The following is a 19327-nucleotide window of genomic DNA, read 5'->3' on the forward strand; positions in this document are numbered from 1 at the left end:
AAAGTGGAACACAATCATAATATTCAAGAATTAACACTTGAGGAAGTCATGGGCGACCGCTTTGGCCGCTATTCAAAATATATTATTCAAGAACGTGCATTACCAGATATCAGAGACGGTTTAAAACCGGTACAACGCCGGATTTTATATGCTATGAACAAAGATGGTAATACTTACGAAAAAGCCTTTCGTAAGTCAGCGAAGTCTGTCGGCAATATCATGGGGAATTACCACCCCCATGGTGACAGTAGTATTTACGAAGCCATGGTTCGGATGAGTCAAGACTGGAAACTACGAGCCATCTTAATTGAAATGCACGGTAACAACGGGAGTATGGATGGTGATCCTCCTGCGGCAATGCGTTATACAGAAGCGCGCTTATCACAATTAAGTGGTGAAATGCTAAAAGATATTGAAAAAGAAACAGTTGATATGGTTTGGAATTTTGATGATACTGAAAAAGAACCGACTGTTTTACCAGCAAAATTTCCTAACCTTTTGGTGAATGGTTCAACTGGGATTTCTGCTGGTTATGCCACCGAAATTCCAACACACAATTTAGCTGAAGTAATTAACGGTACGATTTATCTCATTGACCATCCTAATGCTAGTTTGGATAAATTAATGGAATTTATTCCGGGTCCAGATTTTCCTACTGGCGGAATTTTACAAGGTAAAGCAGAACTGAAAAAAGCTTATGAAACTGGAAAAGGCAAAGCGATTGTCCGCTCTCAAACGGAGATTGAAAAAATCAAAGGGAATAAAGAGCAGATCGTTGTGAATGAAATTCCTTATGAAGTGAATAAAGCTACCTTGGTGAAGAAAATCGATGAAATTCGTTTGGCAAAAAAAATTGACGGAATTGCTGAGGTTCGGGATGAAACAGATAGAACTGGGTTGCGAATTGTTGTAGAATTGAAAAAAGATGCCAACGCCGAGGGTATTTTAAATTATCTGTTTAAAAATACGGAACTGCAAATTAACTACAACTTTAATATGGTTGCTATTGATGAGATGCGGCCAAAACAAGTTGGATTAGTCACAATTTTGCAAAGCTATGTCAAACATCGAAGAGACGTTGTGATAAAACGGAGTCGGTTTGAGTTAGATAAAGCGCAAAAACGTCAGCATATCGTTGATGGTTTAATGAAAGCATTGTCGATTTTAGATGAAGTCATCGCCACGATTCGTGGTAGTAAAGACAAAAAAGATGCTAAAAATAATTTAATTGTAGCTCATGGCTTTACTGAAGCCCAAGCTGAAGCAATTGTTAATTTGCAATTGTATCGTCTAACCAATACAGATATTACGCAATTACAACAAGAGGCAAAAGAATTAGCTGCGTATATTACGGAATTAAAAAAGATCTTGGATGATGAGACTGAACTTTTAAGCGTGATAAAAAAAGAGCTAAAAGAAGTGAAAAAACAATATGGACAGCCGCGGCTAACGCAAATTGAAGCGGAAATTAAAGAGCTGAAAATTGAGACAGAGGTTTTAGTCGCTCAAGAAGATGTTATTGTTTCTGTTACCCATGAAGGATATATCAAACGCAGTAGTCTGCGTTCTTATGCAGCTTCTAAACCAGAAGAGCTGGGAATGAAAGATGGGGACTTTGTGTTATATACAGGTGAGGTCAACACTTTGGACCATATACTGCTAATTACTAACAAAGGAAATGTTATTTATCGTCCAGTTCATGAACTACCTGATTTACGTTGGAAAGAAATTGGGGAACATATTTCGCAAACGATGTTGAATATGGCAGTGGATGAGGCGATTATTGCCGTTTATCCTTACAAGCAAATAGATCCGGCTAAAAACTTTGTTGTGATAACAAAAAATGGTTTTATTAAGCAGACGAAAATGTCGGAATTTGAGCCATGGCGAACTTATAAGAGTCGTCCGTTAGCGATTGTGAAATTCAAAGATGCTGATGATGTTATAACAGATGTCTTTTTAGTCGATGAAAACGATACGTTAGATGTTTTTCTAGTAAGTCATCGTGGTTTTGGTTTACGCTATCCACTAAGCGAGGTACCACTAGTAGGTCCAAAAGCTGCTGGCGTTAAGTCAATTAATTTAAAAGCCGAGGATTTTGTAGTAAACGGCTTGTTGGTATATCCGATGGGGGATAATCCGGTAGTTATCGTAACCCAAAGAGGTGGCGTGAAACGAATGCTAGCTCAAGAGTTAAATCAATTAGGCCGAGCTAAGCGTGGCTTAATGGTGCTAAGAGAACTTAAAAATAATCCTCATCGCATCATTTATATGGGTGATGGTGTGGATCAAACATTGTTATTAACCAATCAAAAAGGGCAACAAACAGAAATTGACGTCAAGGATTTTAATATTTCTGATCGAACTTCAAATGGTTCATTTGTTATGGATGAAAAAAATGGCGGGCAAGTAATCGATGTTAAAGAAATTAAACAGCCGGTTGTTGTCAAAAATTAATCTGTTATAATAGTTGTATTTAAAAAGCATTTCTGTGTTAATACAGAAATGCTTTTTTGTGAGCATGAAGAAGAGTGAAAGGGCTTATTTAACAAAATAATAAGATGTTTACATATGGGGTAATCATTGATTTAATGGGGTTTATAAGGACGTTCATAAGATAACGAGGTGAATAGTTCATCTACACACAAGAAAATGCTTGCAAAGTCAAAGTGATGTGTTATACTGTGTTCGTAAAGCTGTTACATAAGTATAGCTAATTTTTAAGGAGGTCCATTCAATGGAACAATGGAACGGATTTAAAGGCAAAGCTTGGCAAAACGAAGTTAACGTACGTGATTTTATCCAAGCAAACTACACACAATTTGACGGCACAGATGAATTTCTAGCTGGCCCAACAGAAGCTACCACAAAACTTTGGGATCAAGTAATGGAATTAAACAAACAAGAACGCGACAACGGTGGCGTTTTAGACATGGACACAAAAGTAGTTTCAACGATTACTTCTCATGGTCCTGGTTATTTAAATAAAGATTTAGAAACAGTGGTTGGTTTCCAAACAGACAAACCTTTCAAACGTGGTTTACAACCATTCGGTGGAATTCGTATGTCTGAACAAGCCGCTGAAGAATACGGTTTTGAAATCGATCCTGAAATTTCACATATCTTCCGCGACTACCGCAAAACTCATAACCAAGGGGTCTTTGATGCATATACACCAGAAATGCGCGCAGCACGCCGCTCAGGTGTCATTACTGGTTTACCAGATGCCTATGGCCGTGGCCGTATTATCGGCGACTACCGTCGGATTGCATTATACGGGGTGGACTTTTTAATTAAAGAAAAACAAAAAGATTTAGCCAACTGTGGGAACGGTACAATGTCAGAAGACATCATCCGTCAACGGGAAGAATTAAGCGAACAAATTCGTGCGTTAGCTGAATTAAAAGAATTAGGTAACATTTACGGTTTTGATATTTCACAACCTGCGACAAACGCAAAAGAAGCTTTCCAATGGTTATACTTAGGCTACTTAGCTGCAATCAAAGAACAAAATGGTGCAGCAATGTCATTGGGTCGGACATCGACTTTCTTAGACATTTATGTGGAACGCGACTTAGAAAACGGCGTGATTACAGAAGAAGAAGCACAAGAAATCGTGGATCATTTCGTTATGAAATTACGTCTTGTAAAATTCGCTCGGACACCTGAATACAATGCCCTATTTTCTGGGGATCCAACATGGGTAACAGAATCAATCGGTGGTGTGGGTGAAGACGGACGTCACATGGTAACAAAAAACAGCTTCCGTTTCTTACACACATTAGCAAACTTAGGTCCTGCGCCAGAACCAAACTTGACAGTTTTATGGTCAACACGTTTACCACACAACTTCAAAACTTTCTGTGCGAAAATGAGTATCCAAACATCTGCGATTCAATATGAAAACGATGATGTGATGCGTCCTCATTGGGGCGATGACTACGGAATCGCTTGTTGTGTATCGGCAATGCGCATTGGGAAACAAATGCAATTTTTCGGTGCTCGTGCAAACTTAGCGAAAACCTTGTTATACGCAATTAACGGTGGGGTTGATGAAAAATCAAAAGCACAAGTAGGACCAAAATATCAACCAATCACTTCTGAATATCTAGAATACGATGAAGTTTTAGCCAAATATGATGCCATGATGGACTGGATTACAGAATTGTACTTGAATACATTAAACATCATTCACTACATGCACGATAAATATTCTTACGAACGGATTGAAATGGCATTACAAGATACAGATATCCTACGCACAATGGCAACTGGTATTGCTGGTTTCTCTGTTGCAGTTGACTCATTATCTGCCATTAAATATGCCAAAGTGAAAACAGTTCGTGATGAAAATGGAATCGTAGAAGACTACGTGATTGAAGGCGACTATCCTAAATACGGCAATAACGATGATCGCGTGGATGAAATCGCGGTGAACTTATTGAAAACCTTCATGACGAAAGTAAAACGTAACAAAACTTACCGTGATGCAAAACACACCACATCTATTCTTACAATCACATCCAATGTGGTTTATGGGAAGAAAACAGGGAATACACCAGACGGACGTCGTGCGGGCCAACCATTTGCGCCAGGGGCTAACCCAATGCATGGACGCGACACACATGGTGCGTTAGCAAGCTTGTCTTCAGTTGCGAAAATTCCTTACGACTATTCATTAGATGGTATTTCAAATACGTTTTCTATCGTACCAAAAGCCTTAGGTCGTGACGAAGCAACCCAAGAAGAAAACTTAGCAACCATGTTAGACGGATATGCAACAAAAGGTGGTCACCACTTGAACATTAACGTCTTCAACCGGGATACCTTGTTAGATGCGCAAGCACATCCAGAAAAATACCCACAATTAACAATTCGGGTATCTGGTTATGCCGTAAACTTCATTAAGTTAACGAAAGAACAACAAGATGACGTTATTGCACGGACAATGCACGAATCTATGTAATTTCAATTTTAAACGTACTACAAGGTGGCGGATGGGAAACTATCCGTCACTTTTTATTTTTGCTTGTCCTCTTCTTCACAAAAAACGTAGTGAAAAAGAGGCTGGAATTGCGGCATAAAAAATTTCTAGCCTCTTTTTTGAGACGTTTGTTTCAAGTATTTCATATACGAAAGGAAGTCATAAGCATGACTGTGACAGGTCGTATTCATTCAACCGAAAGTTTTGGTTCCGTTGATGGACCAGGCATTCGCTTTATCGTTTTTACCCAAGGCTGTCGGATGCGGTGTGAGTTTTGCCATAATCCGGATACTTGGAAAATTGGCAGTGGTAAAGAGCGTACAGCAGATGATGTTTTAGAAGAAGCCTTAAAATATAAAGAATTTTGGGGAGAAAAAGGCGGAATCACAGTAAGTGGTGGAGAACCGTTGTTACAACTTGATTTTTTAATTGATTTGTTCAAAAAAGCCAAAGCGGCTGGGGTTCATACGACCATTGATACCTGTGGGCAACCTTTTACCAGAGAAGAACCTTTCTTTTCAAAATTCAATACTTTAATGGAATATACGGATTTATTGTTGTTTGATATTAAACATATCGACAATGATGCCCATAAAAAACTGACCAAACAAGCCAATACCCCTATTTTGGAAATGGCCAAATATTTATCTGAAATAAATAAACCGGTCTGGATTCGTCACGTATTGGTTCCTTATCGCAGTGACTATGATGCGTATTTGATCCGCTTAGATAACTTTATTAAGACGTTGCAAAATGTCGATAAGGTTGAGATTTTACCCTATCACACGATGGGCAAGTACAAGTGGCAAGAATTGGGTTTAAAATATCCATTAGAAGGAATTGAACCACCGACTGAAAATCGTGTTAAAAATGCAAAAGAACTATTGCATACAGATGAATATATGAAGTACTTAACGCGCTAAAAATTAACAGGAAAGATGCATTTATGATTGAATCTTTCCTGTTTTTTGCTATCATAAAGAAGAATGTAAAACCTATGATTACTAAAGGAGTGTCCCACATGTCAAAAATTTTAGTTTTTGGTCATCAAAACCCAGATACTGATGCAATTGGCGCAGCAATTGCATTTGCCCACTTGCAAAATACATTGCGTGATGAAGAAGTTGAGGCAGTTGCGTTAGGTACACCAAGTGAAGAAACTCAGTACGCTTTGGATCACTTTGGTCTAACTGCACCTCGCGTAATTTCAAATGTAAAAGATGATACAGAAAACGTTATGTTAGTTGACCACAATGAATTTCAACAAAGTGCTGCTGATATTGCAGAGGCAAATATCTTAGCGGTTGTTGACCACCATCGGATTGCAAACTTTGAAACTGCTAATCCATTGTACTACCGTGCTGAACCAGTGGGTTGTACGAGTACAATTGTTTTGAAATTGTATAAAGAAGCACAAGTAGAAATTCCAAAAGCTGTTGCAGGTATGATGCTTTCTGCAATTATCTCAGATACGTTGTTATTCAAATCACCAACTTGCACGCCTGAAGATGTTGCTGCGGCAAAAGAACTTGCAGCTATTTGTGAAACAGACTATGAGGCATATGGCTTAGAGATGCTAAAAGCTGGGACAAACTTAAGCGATAAATCAGCTAGCGTTTTATTAGACCTTGATGCTAAAAGTTTCCCAATGGGCGATAAAAACATCCGAATTGGTCAAGTTAATACCGTTGATTTAAAGGAAGTTTTTGATCGTCAAAAAGAATTAGAAGCCGCAATGGAAGTTGAAAATGAAAAAAATGGTTATGATCTATTTGTCTTAATTGTTACCAATATTTTAGATAGTGATTCTGAGTTACTTGTTATTGGTGAACCTAAGGATAAAGTAGAGGCAGCTTTTAATACAAAATTAGAAAATAATCGTGCGCTGCTAAAAGGTGTGGTTTCACGCAAAAAACAAGTTGTACCACAACTAACAGAGGCGTTTGCCTAAAAATAGGAACTATTAGAATGATATCCGAGCAAAAGCGGTCGCATCACTTTTTTATGGTAGTGATTGGTGCTTGTTCGGGTATTTTTCTTTAATGATATTTTTAAAGATTGGAATTATGTGAATATGAAATTTTATTATGGCGGTAATCACAAAGAAGCATATCAAAATCTGGCTCACAAGCCCACCTTTCAACAGCTTTGTCACTATCTCTTTCAACATGAAGCTGCTATTTTGCGTGATTTAAAAAAAGAGATTACCAATCATGATCTTGAAAAAACGATTGATACAGCAATAAAATTGCAATTAATAGTACGAAAAGATAGGCGCTATCGACTGCTTTTTCCTGTTGTTACACCAGCATTAGTTGCTAATATTCAGGAGGAAAAAACATTTCAGTTAGCTTTACAAACGTTAAAAAAAGAAAGTGATCAGAACGTATTGACGGCGTTAAATTATTTTAACAATCTTTTAGAACAAGATTATTTTTATGGGGTTACGGACGCGATTTCATTTGCAACTGCTACAAAACTAGAAAATGAGAAATTGCACTTAATAAGTTGTCAGTTAAAAGATCAGACGACTACATTGCCTGGCTATTTTAATGCTTTAAAGAAAAGTGAGTTGACAGAAGAAAACTCTTTATATGCCTTGTTAGGTGATGTGGAGCTAAATTATGCTCTTGATCAATTTTCTTATATTATTCAAAGGACTTATCAAAAGAAGAAAGTGCGTCCGTCTATTTTTAGGCAAGCACTAGTCATGACCGATATTTTAGCGATTGATGACAGTGACAATTTACAGCTGGCAGTACCAATTTTTGATCATTATGGTGAACAGGTAATTTCTTTAGCCGATGATGTTTTTAAATGGCAGTTATTATTTACACGGTTTTTGGATTTTAAAGAAATAGATTTTTTACAATTTATTATTCTTAAAGGATAATGATGAAAATAAGATGAGAAAACAAATTTATTTTATTTGTAACAAAAAATACTTATTTGTTTTTTTAAAGCTAATTAAATCGCAATAGACGCGAAGATAATCCTAAAATGTTACGTTAATATTTTATATTATTGATTTTTTTACACCTAACAGAATTACCCGATTAATTTAAATATCTTTAAATTAAAAAATAATAATAATATATGTTGAATTTCTAATAATAAGATGATATTATTATTATAGAATGAATCAGGGGGGCTTCTGGATGGAGAAGATCAAAAAAGAGTATGTAAAAAGTAAACCGGTAGTAAGTGGTTCGATGATTCAATTTATTTCGATGGCAGAAGTAGAGGCTGCACGAGCTGAATTGAAAGCTAATCAAATTGATGAAAATCATTTTTCTGACGGTGAAATCATTTTAGCGATTCAGCAAAAACAAGAGCTTGGCGCACAGACAATTGTTCCGATCGTGGTTGATTGGTTGGTGGAAAATAACTTTATCGTAACTGGGGCACAGGCGGTTAAATATTTATTAGATAATGCGAAGTATGACAACCAACCGTGCTTATACAAAGTTGTAGGAGAATTAGATTTTGATGCCAATGGAAAGTTCTATCTAATCGTGGCAACAAGTCCAAAACGCAAAGTTGAATCTTTATATAAAGTTTATACAAATGGTGTCATAAAAGAGTTGTGGGTAGAAAAATAGAGTTATTAGGAAGTGAGCAATCGCTTCTTTTTTTTTGTAATTTTTTATTCTTTTTCAGCTTAGTATTAGAATTCTACCTGATATTTTTTGTGAGCTATCAAGACTAGGGCTATAGTAAATTTTTAACGAGTGTTTTTCTGTTGGTTTATACAACGGTACTACACAAATAAAAGATGACGGAATCTAGAATTCCGTCATCTTTTATTTGTTATGCGTGTATTTTTATTGGTGCGCTCATAAAGAAAATACTAAAAAAAGTAATGTTAATTGTTGCGGCAATAAGGCTTCCTAAATTAGGTAAAGAAAAATCAGCAAGTAAAACACTGTAAAGAACACTGACCAAATAAATTAGGATATCAATGGCCATTAAGACGGCAAAGCTAAAAGGGTACTTCCGGTTTAAAAAGGCAATTAAAAAGAAGAATAGTGCCATTAAAGTCGTTAGTATTTGAATGCCAGTTGCTAAAAGATAGAAAAACGAATGAATATTCCCAGTAGGAAGAAACGTACGTAGAAATAAAATTGAAAAAGCAATAAAATAAAAAATTGTGGCTTCTTTAAATTCAGTCTTTTCTGTTTTCCTACAGTAGTAATAAAGCAGTCCACTAAAGATAACTGTAAATAAAATAAGGAGGTGATTAAAGAAGCTCCCCAGGTTACTACTTTCGCCCAATGCATTTAACGATAATTTAATCGCAAGGGTATCAACTACGTAATCGATACAAAATGTTGATACAAAAAGAATCGTAGCGATAAACCCACAAACTACCGTAAGATATTTTAATAATTTTAAATTTGACATATACTCTCTCCAAACAGTTCTTCTGTTCAATAATAACAAAATAATAAGTAAATGTCGAATGTTTCTCATAAAAAGAAAGTTTCATTAATTTAATATGAAAAAAGACACCGCTAATTTGCTAAACAAAGGACTAGCAAATTAGCGGTGTTTTCTTATTGCCGTAGTTGTCTTTTACGAACTTTTTTGGTCCAAAAACCACCAGAAATGTATTTTGGCTCATAGGAGATAATAAAAGCACGTTCTTCCACACTTTTGATTAATTGATAAAGTTGGCGCTCATTTTTTCGTGGTGACAAAATCTCAAGCACAACACGTTCACCTTCTAAACCTTGTGCATTACTTTGCGTAACGCCATAGCCATTGTCGCGTAAAACTTTAGGTAAATGATTTTCTTCACTGGTATTTGAAGGCAGGATAGCTGTAACCATAATATAGCCTAAAGCCAGTTTATCTTCTATTTTAATCCCAACACTAATCCCAACAGCATAACCGAGTGCGTATACGAATAAGTTGATAGGATCATCCAGACGATCTAAAACCATTGAAAGTCCTAAAATATAAATCGTAATTTCAACCATACTCACAAGTGGTGCAATGACACGATAACCCTTCATTGTTAACATAAAGCGGAGCGTATTCAGGGTGATATAGGCAAAATTAATAGCAAAGATCATAAATAATAATTTGAAATCCAATTAAAAACCCCCTTATTGCTCCAAAATACACTACAAATTCAGAAATTACAATTGAAAGACTAATCAAAATAGAATATTATTGCAAAAATATTAAGAATAGATTACAATCGTTATATAGAACGATTGTTATGGAATGTGGGAGGTGAGGAAATGACGCGACGTCTTTTATTAGCAAGTCATGGTTTGATGATATTTTTTGGTCTTTATTATTCAATTTATTTACTTTTGATTAATCCCGAAACGCTTTTTACAGTGGAAGATGCTTTACGTTACCATCCTGCTTTTGATCATCTGTTAGTGGTCTTTTTCAAATTCATCTTGATTTCTGTTAGTAGTTTTTTTGCATTTGTGGCGTTGCGGTTCTTTTTACCGTTTTGTCATTCATACTCATTTATACAAGGAATCATCTTATTGTCACTGGCTTTAATTATCCCATACTTGCCGCTTACCATTCGCATATTTTTAGCTATGATGGGTTTATTTCAATGTGGGATAGTTAGCTATCATAAACTTGTGATGTTGTAAACGATTTTTTTATAATTGGTAAATCTCTAAATAATAAATTATTTTTAAGCACTTGATTTTTTTTAAAATCAAGTGCTTTTTTGTTTGCTAAAAATCACAACATTTTTAAACAATAATGCTCATTGTTGTCTCATATAAAGTTCCGTCATCTTTTAGAATGTTCGGATTTAGTTATATAATTTTTATTTTTTATTGTGCAAAAATATTTTTAAAGTAAATATCACTTATACATCACCATTGTTATCGCATTCATCAATAACGGTGTAAACGCTTTATATTTTGAGCGGTTTAACTGTTACGAAATAGAATGAATTTCTTTTATAGAAACCGAGTTATTTTTTTACACAAAATACTTTTCAAAGATTAGAAGTGTGTTATTATTATATTAGAAAAAGTTAGCAGTTTAACTGAGTTTATTTCTAACTTTTGATTGGAATTTAATTGTCTGATGGGGAAGATTCATTATAGAAAGGAAACTGGTATGGTTGAAAAAAAGCAAGAAGTTGAAGTGCTAGCAGCAGAAGAACGGTTTTTAACAGGGGAAAATTTTTATAGCCAGCATTTTTTGGGTGCACATAAATTAACTGATGACAGTTTTGTTTTCCGAGTTTGGGCTCCTAATGCGCAACAAGTTTGGTTGGTGGGAGATTTTAATGAATGGGATGATTCACTACCTTTACTAAAGCGAGAATCAGGAATTTGGGAAGTTATAACAGATAAACCTCACGAGGGAGATCTTTATAAGTTTAAGGTGCGCCAAGCAAACGGACGCGAGATTTTTAAAATTGATCCTTTTGCCATTCGTTTTGAAGAACGTCCCGGAAGTGCAGCGGTTTTACATACTTTACAGGAGAAAAAATGGAAAGATGGGTTATGGCAAGGGCGCAAAAAGCGGACGAATCATTTTAAGCGGCCTCTTAACATTTATGAAGTGCATGCAAGTTCTTGGAAGCATCATGAAGACAATACACCTTATACCTTTTCTGACTTAACAAAAGAACTCGTTCCGTATGTTAAAGAAATGGGCTATACCCATATTGAGTTTATGCCATTAATGGAGCATCCCTTAGGAAAATCTTGGGGTTATCAATTAGTTGGGTATTTTGCTTTAAGTTCTTATTATGGTACACCAGAAGAATTTCAAGATTTTGTTGAAGCTTGTCATAAAGAAAATATTGGCGTTTTAGTCGATTGGGTTCCGGGGCATTTTTGTATCAATGAAGATACCTTACCCTACTATGACGGCACGCCAACTTTTGAGTATGAAGATAGAAATCGGGCTCGAAATGTTCGTTGGGGTTCAATTAACTTTGATTTAGGTAAACCACAAGTTCAAAGCTTTTTAATCTCCAGTGCACTTTTTTGGTTGGAATTTTACCATCTCGATGGTATTCGTGTGGATGCTGTGTCTAACATGATTTACCGCGATTACGATGAAGGTCCGTGGACGCCAAATCATGAAGGAGGCAATCGTAATTTTGAAGGTTATTACTTCTTGCAAAAATTAAATGCTGTGGTGAAGTTAGCACATCCTGAAGCCTTAATGATTGCTGAAGAAAGTTCTTCTGATACGAAAATTACCGGTATGATTGAAAGCGGTGCGCTTGGCTTTGATTATAAATGGAATATGGGTTGGATGAATGACGTCTTGCGTTTTTACGAAATGGATCCAATTTATCGTGGGCATAATTTTAATCTTTTGACATTTTCTTTCATGTATATGATGAGTGAAAACTATATTTTACCTTTGTCTCATGACGAAGTGGTTCATGGTAAAAAAAGCCTGATGCATAAGATGTGGGGAGATCGGTACAAACAATTTTCACAACTACGTAATCTATATACTTATATGATTGCTCACCCGGGTAAGAAGCTGCTCTTTATGGGAAGCGAATGGGGACAATTTTTAGAGTGGAAATATGACCATGGTTTGGAATGGGTTGATTTAAATGACGAGATGAATTCTAAGATGCAACATTTCACTAAGACGTTAAATGAACTTTATCGAACAGAAAAAGCGCTTTGGGAACTAGAAGGCAGCTATGACACGATTGAAATTATTGATGCCGATAATGATGCCGATACAGTATTAAGTTTCATTCGGCGGGGGAAAACCAAAAAAGATTTTGTCATTGTCGTTTTAAATTTAACGCCTGTCGAGCGAAAAAACTTTGCCGTGGGTGTGCCATATAAAGGAACTTACCAAGAAATTTTGAATACGGAAATGAAAGAATTTGGCGGAACGTGGGTTAAACCTAATGCTATAAAAGAGGCAATTACTGTTCCGTTTAAAGATTATGATTATCAAATTCAGACTATTGTGCCAGCACTTGGGGCATTATTGATTAAACCAGCTGAAATTAATACACGGGTGAAATCAAGTAGTAAGCGCAAAAATGTAAAAGCTGAAAAATAAAAGGGGGGAATGGTGAAATTTCACCGCAAAAATGAAAACAGAAATGTTAGCAATGATTTTAGCCGGCGGTCAAGGAACGCGGCTAGGAAAATTAACCAAAAATATTGCCAAACCAGCAGTCCCGTTTGGCGGACGTTATCGAATTATTGACTTTACTTTAAGCAATTGTGCCAACTCAGGAATTCGCAATGTTGGTGTGGTTACACAATATCAACCATTAGCATTAAACAATCATATTGGTAATGGCGCTAGTTGGGGATTAGACGGCATCAATTCAGGGGTAACGATTTTACAACCATTCTCAAGTTCTGAAGGAAGTAAGTGGTTTGAAGGCACGGCCCATGCAATTTATCAAAATATCGCCTATATTGATCAAATGGATCCACAATATGTTTTAGTTTTGTCTGGCGACCACATTTATAAAATGGATTACGAAGACATGTTAGAAACCCATAAAGCCAATAATGCTTCATTATCTGTCGCTGTTATTGAAGTCCCAATTAAAGAAGCTTCACGTTTTGGGATTATGAATACAGATGAAAGTGATCGCATTATTGAATTTGAAGAAAAACCAGAGGAACCCAAAAACAACTTAGCATCGATGGGGATTTATATTTTTAACTGGGGACGCTTACGGAATGTCTTAATGAACAGCTACTCAAAAGATGGTCAAATGATCGACTTTGGGAAACACGTTATTCCAAACTATCTTGAATCAGGTGAAAATGTATTTGCTTACCGTTTTTCTGGCTATTGGAAAGACGTAGGCACAATTGATTCACTTTGGGAAGCCAATATGGAATTCATCGAGCCGGATATGGAATTAGAAATTCGAGACAAATCATGGCGCGTATTTTCAAAAAATACGATTTCACCTCCGCACTTTTTAACCGAAACAGCTGCAGTGAAAAATTCATTAATTGTGGATGGCTGTTATGTTTCAGGTGAAATTAATCATTCCATTTTATCAGACGACGTACAAGTGAAAGAAGGAACCGTTATTACTGATAGCGTGGTAATGCCTGGGGCAACGATTGGAAAAAATGTTAAAATTCATCGGGCGATTATCGGGGAAAATGCGATTGTCGGGGACGATGCGGTTATTGATGGCAGCGAGGAAATTGCTGTTGTCGGCTATTCTGAAGTGATTGGAGTGACTCTTGATGAGAACTAATAAAATGTGTGCGATTTTGGGTAATTTACATCGTTATAATGAGTTATTACCATTAACCGAAAACCGTCCGCTAGCAACATTACCCTTTGATTGTAAGTATCGTTTAATCGATTTTAATTTATCCAGTATTGTAAATGCCAACATTAATACGGTGTTTATGGTCTTTAATGAAGGGGAAACACAGTCGGTTTTTGACCACATCGGCGGTGGCAAAGAGTGGAACTTAGACAGCGTTCGCAATCGTTTCTTTATTCATGTCTACCAAGATTTCTTAAAACAAAAAGCAGAAAATAAACATTATTACGATACCGTAATTGATTACTTACGCAAATCAAAGTCAGAATATACGGTCTTTATGGGCAGCAAAATGCTTTGCAACATTGATTTACGCGCTGTTTTAAAAATTCATCAAATGCAAGAAAACGATATGACGGTTGTCTATAAACGGATGCCAAAATCACAAGTTTATTCAACCGATATTGTTTTAGACGTTGAAGAACACGGCAAAATTATTGGTGCAACACAAGCAAAAGATGCGCAATTGACAGACTTGGTGAATTTATCAGCCGATATTTATATCGTTCAAACTAACCGCCTGATCGAGGCCTTATCTCAAGGTCAAAATGAGGGAGTATCTGTTAACTTAGAAAGCTTCTTACGTTCTAATATTACCAACGTGAAAAGCTCTGCTTATGAATATACTGGTTATCTAAACAATATTTTTGATATTAATTCTTACTATCAAGCGAATATGGATATGTTGGAACCACAAAAATTTAGTTCACTGTTATATTCAAGTAAGAAAATTTATACTAAATTAAAAAATGAAGTGCCGACATATTATGCACCGACTTCACAAGTAGAGAATTCGCAATTTGCAACAGGTTCAATTATTGAAGGAACCGTGAAGAATTCGTTAGTTTCTCGTCACACACTAATTAGTGAAGACGCGACAGTAGAAGATTCTATCATTATGGCAAATAATAAAATTGGTACTGGGGCGCTAGTAAAATATGCGATTTTAGATAAAGAAGTTCAAGTGGCCCCTGGCGTTAAAATCATTGGGACAAAAGAAGAGCCGTTAGTAATCAAAAAACAAAGTCATGTGATTTCAGATATTTACGGAGGCGAATAAAATGAAGGTATTATTTGCTGCCGCTGAATGTGCCCCTTTTTTTAAAACAGGCGGACTTGGGGATGTTGCAGGTGCCCTGCCAAAGGAATTAGTAAAAAAAGGAATTGATTGTCGTGTCGTATTGCCTTATTTCGCTAAAAAAATTCCGGAAAAATACGCTGATCAGTGTGAAGATTTATTTTCTTTTTATGTAAATGTTGGTTGGCGCAGGCAGTATTGCGGGGTAAAACAGTTAGTTTTAAATGATGTTACCTATTATTTTTTAGACAATTTATATTACTTTGGTAATCGGGATGGTTTATACGGTTATTATGACGATGGCGAACGGTTTGCCTTTTTCCAATTGGCATTAATTGAAATGCTGGAACGAATTGGTTTTGTTCCAGATGTTTTACATGTTAATGACTACCATACTGCCATGGTTCCTTTCTTATTAAAAGAGAAGTATCGTTGGATTAATGCGTATAACAGCATCAAAACGGTTTTAACCATCCACAATATTGAATTTCAAGGACAATACGACGGCAGTGTTTTACCTGATTTATTTGGTGTGGGGATGGAGCGTTATGAAGATGGAACTGTGCGCATGAATGATTGCTTGAATTTTATGAAAGCAGGAATTTTATACGCTGATCGCGTCAATACGGTGAGTCCTTCTTATGCTGAGGAAATACAAACACCACAATTTGGTTCTGGCCTGGATGTTATTTTGCGAATGGAAGCTGGCAAGTTAAGCGGTATTTTAAATGGGATTGATTACGATTTAAACGATCCCAAAACAGATCCTGCGTTACCTTTTCATTATGACAACACAGACTTGACGGGAAAAGCGCAAAATAAAGCTGCGTTGCAAGAAAAAATGGGACTACCTCAAAGAGCCGATGTGCCGCTTTTAGCAGTTGTCAGCCGTCTAACTTACCAAAAAGGCTTTAACCTTTTATTAGATGAACTACACAATATTTTACAAAATGATGTCCAATTAGTCCTACTTGGAACAGGAGATAAGGATTTTGAAAATGGCTTCCGCTATTTTGCAGCGACTTATCCAGAAAAATGTTCCGTTAGCATCTCTTTTGATGTGAACTTAGCTCAAATGATGTATGCAGCTGCAGATGTCTTTTTAATGCCTTCTGCATTTGAGCCATGTGGCTTATCACAAATGATTTCGATGCGTTATGGAACGTTGCCGATTGTTCATGAAATCGGGGGCCTAAAAGATACGGTTACACCTTTTAATATCGTGAGCGGCGTCGGAACTGGTTTTGGTTTTGCTGAATTTAGTTCCTATCAGCTTTTAAAAGCAATTGAAAGAGCGCTGATTTTGTACACTGATGATTTTACAACTTGGCAAAGCTTAATCAAACAAGCGATGGTCAAAGATTTTAGTTGGAAAACTTCTTCAAAAGAATATGTTGCGTTATATGAAACGCTAATTTAGCAAGTAGGCAGAGGAAACCGAGAAACAGCTGACTGTTTTTCGGTTTCTTACCTGTCGAATTAAAAAGGAAATTACTAAAAAATATTTAGCTGAAGAAGGAATCTTCTTCAACTTTTTAATATCCGGGAGGAAAAGAGATGAAAATTACCAAGAAGGTTTTTAAAGAGGAAATGATCCAGCGGCTCAAAGAAAAATATGCGATGGATATCAGTGATGCAACACCGCAAGAACTTTTTCACGTTTTGGGAAGCGTGGTAAAAACGTATTATGCTGATGATTGGGTACAAACGTGGAAAGATTATTTAACTGAGGAAACAAAGCAAGTTTATTACTTTTCCATTGAATTTTTACCCGGGAAAATGCTCAAAAGTAATTTATTAAATTTAGGAATTTTAGACACCGTTCGGGATGGTTTAACCGAATTAGGTTTTTCATTGGATTCGATTGTGGAACAAGAAAAAGACATGGCTTTGGGAAATGGGGGCTTAGGGCGCTTAGCTTCTTGTTTTATGGACTCGATTGCTTCTTGTGGCTTACCAGGAAACGGCAATGGTATTCGCTATGATTATGGCTTGTTTAAACAGCGTTTTGTTGATGGGTATCAAGTCGAATTACCAGACGAATGGTTAAATAATGGGAATGTTTGGGAAGTGCGCAAAGAAAGTAAGGCTGTCGATGTGCGCTTTGGTGGAAATGTTTACATGATGCCACTAGCCGATGGTCGCTTAAAACCAGTCTATGAAAATAGTCGTCTCATTAAAGCTGTTCCTTATGATACAGCAATGGTAGGGTATCAAAATGATGTGGTAAATACCTTAAGACTATGGTCTGTCGAAATTCCAGCTTCAGAAGAAAGTAAGTATCGCAGTTTAGAAGACCGCCGCGAATTAGAAGATTTAACCGCAGTTTTGTATCCTGACGATTCTAATGAAAGAGGTCGTAGAATCAGACTTTTACAAGAGTATTTCTTTGTTTCGGCAGGTGTTCAAAGTATCGTTCGCTACTTTAAAAAATTAAATAAACCGCTAACTGCCATGAGCCAATCTATTGCCATTCACATTAACGATACCCATCCGGCTTTATGTATACCAGAAATGATGCGAATTTTGCTGGATGAATGTGATTTATCTTGGGAGCAAGCCTGGGAAGTGACTGTTAAAGTAATGAGTTACACCAATCATACGATTATGGCAGAGGCACTGGAAAAATGGCCGATTGAGTTAATGCAGGAAATGCTGCCACGGATGTATCAAATCATTGCTGAAATTGACCGTCGTTTTGTTACGCAATATCGCAAATATTATGAAACAAATTTAATCGAGCGTACTCGGATTATCCAAAATGGCCAAGTTCACATGGCGAATTTAGCAATTATTGGTAGCCATAGTACCAATGGTGTTGCTAAATTGCATACCGACTTATTGAAAAATGTCGTGTTACATGATTTTTACGTGATTTTCCCAAGGCGCTTCAATAATAAAACCAATGGTATTGCCCAAAGACGTTGGCTGCAACTTTCTAACGAACCTTTGGCAAAGATTTTAGACGAAACAATTAAAACTTCGTGGCGTAAAAAACCAAATGACTTGCATTTGCTACAAAATTTCGTTGAAGATGATGACGTTTTGACAGCCTTAGCAAAAGCAAAACGAGAAAATAAAGTTGCTTTAGCCAAATATATTAAAGAGACAACTGCTATTACCGTTTCTCCTGATGCGATTTTCGATGTCCAAATAAAACGACTGCATGCATATAAACGACAGCTGCTAAATCTTTTACACATTTTGAAATTATACTTTGATCTAAAAAAACAGCCAGATTTACCGATAGAACCGCGGGTATTTATTTTCGGGGCTAAGGCGGCGCCGAGTTACACATATGCTAAAGCCATCATTAAAGCAATCAATGAAACTGCGCAATTAATTAATAATGATCCAGACATTAAAGATCGACTGAAAATTGTCTTTTTAGAAAATTATAATGTGACATTAGCAGAACGGATTATTCCAGCTGCTGATGTAAGTGAGCAAATTTCACTGGCCTCAAAAGAAGCCTCTGGTACTAGCAATATGAAATTAATGTTAAATGGTGCAGTTACCTTGGCAACTTTAGACGGTGCTAATATCGAAATTCGCGATGCCGTAGGGACAGAAAATATTGTTATTTTTGGCTTAACTGAAGAAGAAGTTTATGCCTATTATCATGCACAAAACTACAATGCGATGGGAATTTATGAGGATTCACCGACTATTCAAAAGGTTTTGAATGCCTTTATCGATGGCACGATTCCTAATATCCATTCTGAAGGACAAGAAATTTTTGATTCGTTAATCAAATACAATGATGAATTCTTTGTACTAAGAGATTTTGATTCTTATTGTCGCGCACAAAAACAAATTGAAGAACTTTATCAAGATAAGAGACATTGGCAACAAATTAGCCTAATTAACATCGCCAATGCCGGTCAGTTTTCGGCCGATCATACAGTAGAACGTTATGCAGAAGATATTTGGCAAATTGAACCAGTTTTTGCCCATAAAGAAGCTATGAGGTAAT

At 36.4% G+C, this 19327-nt stretch carries 14 protein-coding genes; 12 read left to right on the top strand and 2 right to left on the bottom strand.

Translation table 11 applies throughout. The annotated features are described in order from the left end of the window. The first annotated feature begins 3 nt into the window (after window positions 1-3). From parC to P3T75_RS05520, 6 genes are all read left to right on the top strand, one after another. Window positions 4-2457 carry a DNA topoisomerase IV subunit A gene (gene parC, locus P3T75_RS05495; protein WP_282462404.1) on the top strand — a complete coding sequence of 818 codons (2454 nt, stop codon included), beginning with the start codon at window positions 4-6 and terminating at the stop codon, window positions 2455-2457. A gap of 280 nt (window positions 2458-2737) precedes the next feature. Further along, complete coding sequence (gene pflB, locus P3T75_RS05500; RefSeq protein WP_282462405.1) at window positions 2738-4966, top strand: formate C-acetyltransferase; 2229 nt, start codon at window positions 2738-2740, stop codon at window positions 4964-4966. Between the two features lie 185 nt (window positions 4967-5151). Then, window positions 5152-5907, top strand: coding sequence for a pyruvate formate-lyase-activating protein (pflA, locus tag P3T75_RS05505; protein ID WP_282462406.1), 756 nt, complete (start codon window positions 5152-5154; stop codon window positions 5905-5907). A gap of 98 nt (window positions 5908-6005) precedes the next feature. Continuing rightward, window positions 6006-6935, top strand: a complete 930-nt coding sequence (locus P3T75_RS05510) for a manganese-dependent inorganic pyrophosphatase (protein ID WP_206905892.1) — start codon at window positions 6006-6008, stop codon at window positions 6933-6935. A 123-nt stretch (window positions 6936-7058) separates the two neighbouring features. Beyond that, the gene (locus P3T75_RS05515) at window positions 7059-7877 is read left to right on the top strand and encodes a DUF1803 domain-containing protein (RefSeq protein WP_282462568.1); all 819 of its coding nucleotides are present in this window, start codon (window positions 7059-7061) and stop codon (window positions 7875-7877) included. Between the two features lie 265 nt (window positions 7878-8142). Then, window positions 8143-8586 carry a hypothetical protein gene (locus tag P3T75_RS05520; RefSeq protein WP_206905890.1) on the top strand — a complete coding sequence of 148 codons (444 nt, stop codon included), beginning with the start codon at window positions 8143-8145 and terminating at the stop codon, window positions 8584-8586. A 208-nt stretch (window positions 8587-8794) separates the two neighbouring features. Here the strand turns inward: P3T75_RS05520 and P3T75_RS05525 are convergent, their stop codons facing one another. Both P3T75_RS05525 and P3T75_RS05530 read right to left on the bottom strand, forming a co-directional pair. Then, on the bottom strand, window positions 8795-9457 hold the full coding sequence (locus tag P3T75_RS05525) for a hypothetical protein (RefSeq protein ID WP_282462407.1): 663 nt from the start codon (window positions 9455-9457) through the stop codon (window positions 8795-8797). A gap of 83 nt (window positions 9458-9540) precedes the next feature. Further along, entirely contained in the window at window positions 9541-10062 is a 522-nt protein-coding gene (locus P3T75_RS05530) for a DUF2179 domain-containing protein (protein WP_206905895.1), read from the bottom strand. 171 nt (window positions 10063-10233) lie between these two features. Here P3T75_RS05530 and P3T75_RS05535 point away from each other — a divergent pair, with 171 nt between their 5' ends. The 6 genes from P3T75_RS05535 (at window position 10234) to P3T75_RS05560 (ending at window position 19326) form a co-directional block, all read left to right on the top strand. Next, window positions 10234-10608: a hypothetical protein gene (locus tag P3T75_RS05535; protein WP_282462408.1), complete on the top strand. Its 375-nt coding sequence runs from the start codon at window positions 10234-10236 to the stop codon at window positions 10606-10608. Window positions 10609-11089: 481 nt separating this feature from the next. After that, window positions 11090-13024, top strand: coding sequence for a 1,4-alpha-glucan branching protein GlgB (gene glgB / locus P3T75_RS05540; protein ID WP_282462409.1), 1935 nt, complete (start codon window positions 11090-11092; stop codon window positions 13022-13024). 31 nt (window positions 13025-13055) lie between these two features. Next, window positions 13056-14198 carry a glucose-1-phosphate adenylyltransferase gene (locus P3T75_RS05545; RefSeq protein WP_230710508.1) on the top strand — a complete coding sequence of 381 codons (1143 nt, stop codon included), beginning with the start codon at window positions 13056-13058 and terminating at the stop codon, window positions 14196-14198. Beyond that, entirely contained in the window at window positions 14188-15333 is a 1146-nt protein-coding gene (gene glgD / locus P3T75_RS05550) for a glucose-1-phosphate adenylyltransferase subunit GlgD (RefSeq protein ID WP_282462410.1), read from the top strand. Before P3T75_RS05545 ends, glgD begins: the two co-directional genes overlap by 11 nt. Window position 15334: 1 nt before the next feature. Then, window positions 15335-16771: a glycogen synthase GlgA gene (glgA, locus tag P3T75_RS05555; RefSeq protein ID WP_282462411.1), complete on the top strand. Its 1437-nt coding sequence runs from the start codon at window positions 15335-15337 to the stop codon at window positions 16769-16771. 143 nt (window positions 16772-16914) lie between these two features. Next, complete coding sequence (locus tag P3T75_RS05560) at window positions 16915-19326, top strand: glycogen/starch/alpha-glucan phosphorylase (protein ID WP_407649841.1); 2412 nt, start codon at window positions 16915-16917, stop codon at window positions 19324-19326. Window position 19327 lies beyond the last annotated feature (1 nt).

The sequence above is a fragment of the Enterococcus montenegrensis genome (assembly GCF_029983095.1).
In the GTDB taxonomy this organism is placed as follows: domain Bacteria; phylum Bacillota; class Bacilli; order Lactobacillales; family Enterococcaceae; genus Enterococcus_C; species Enterococcus_C montenegrensis.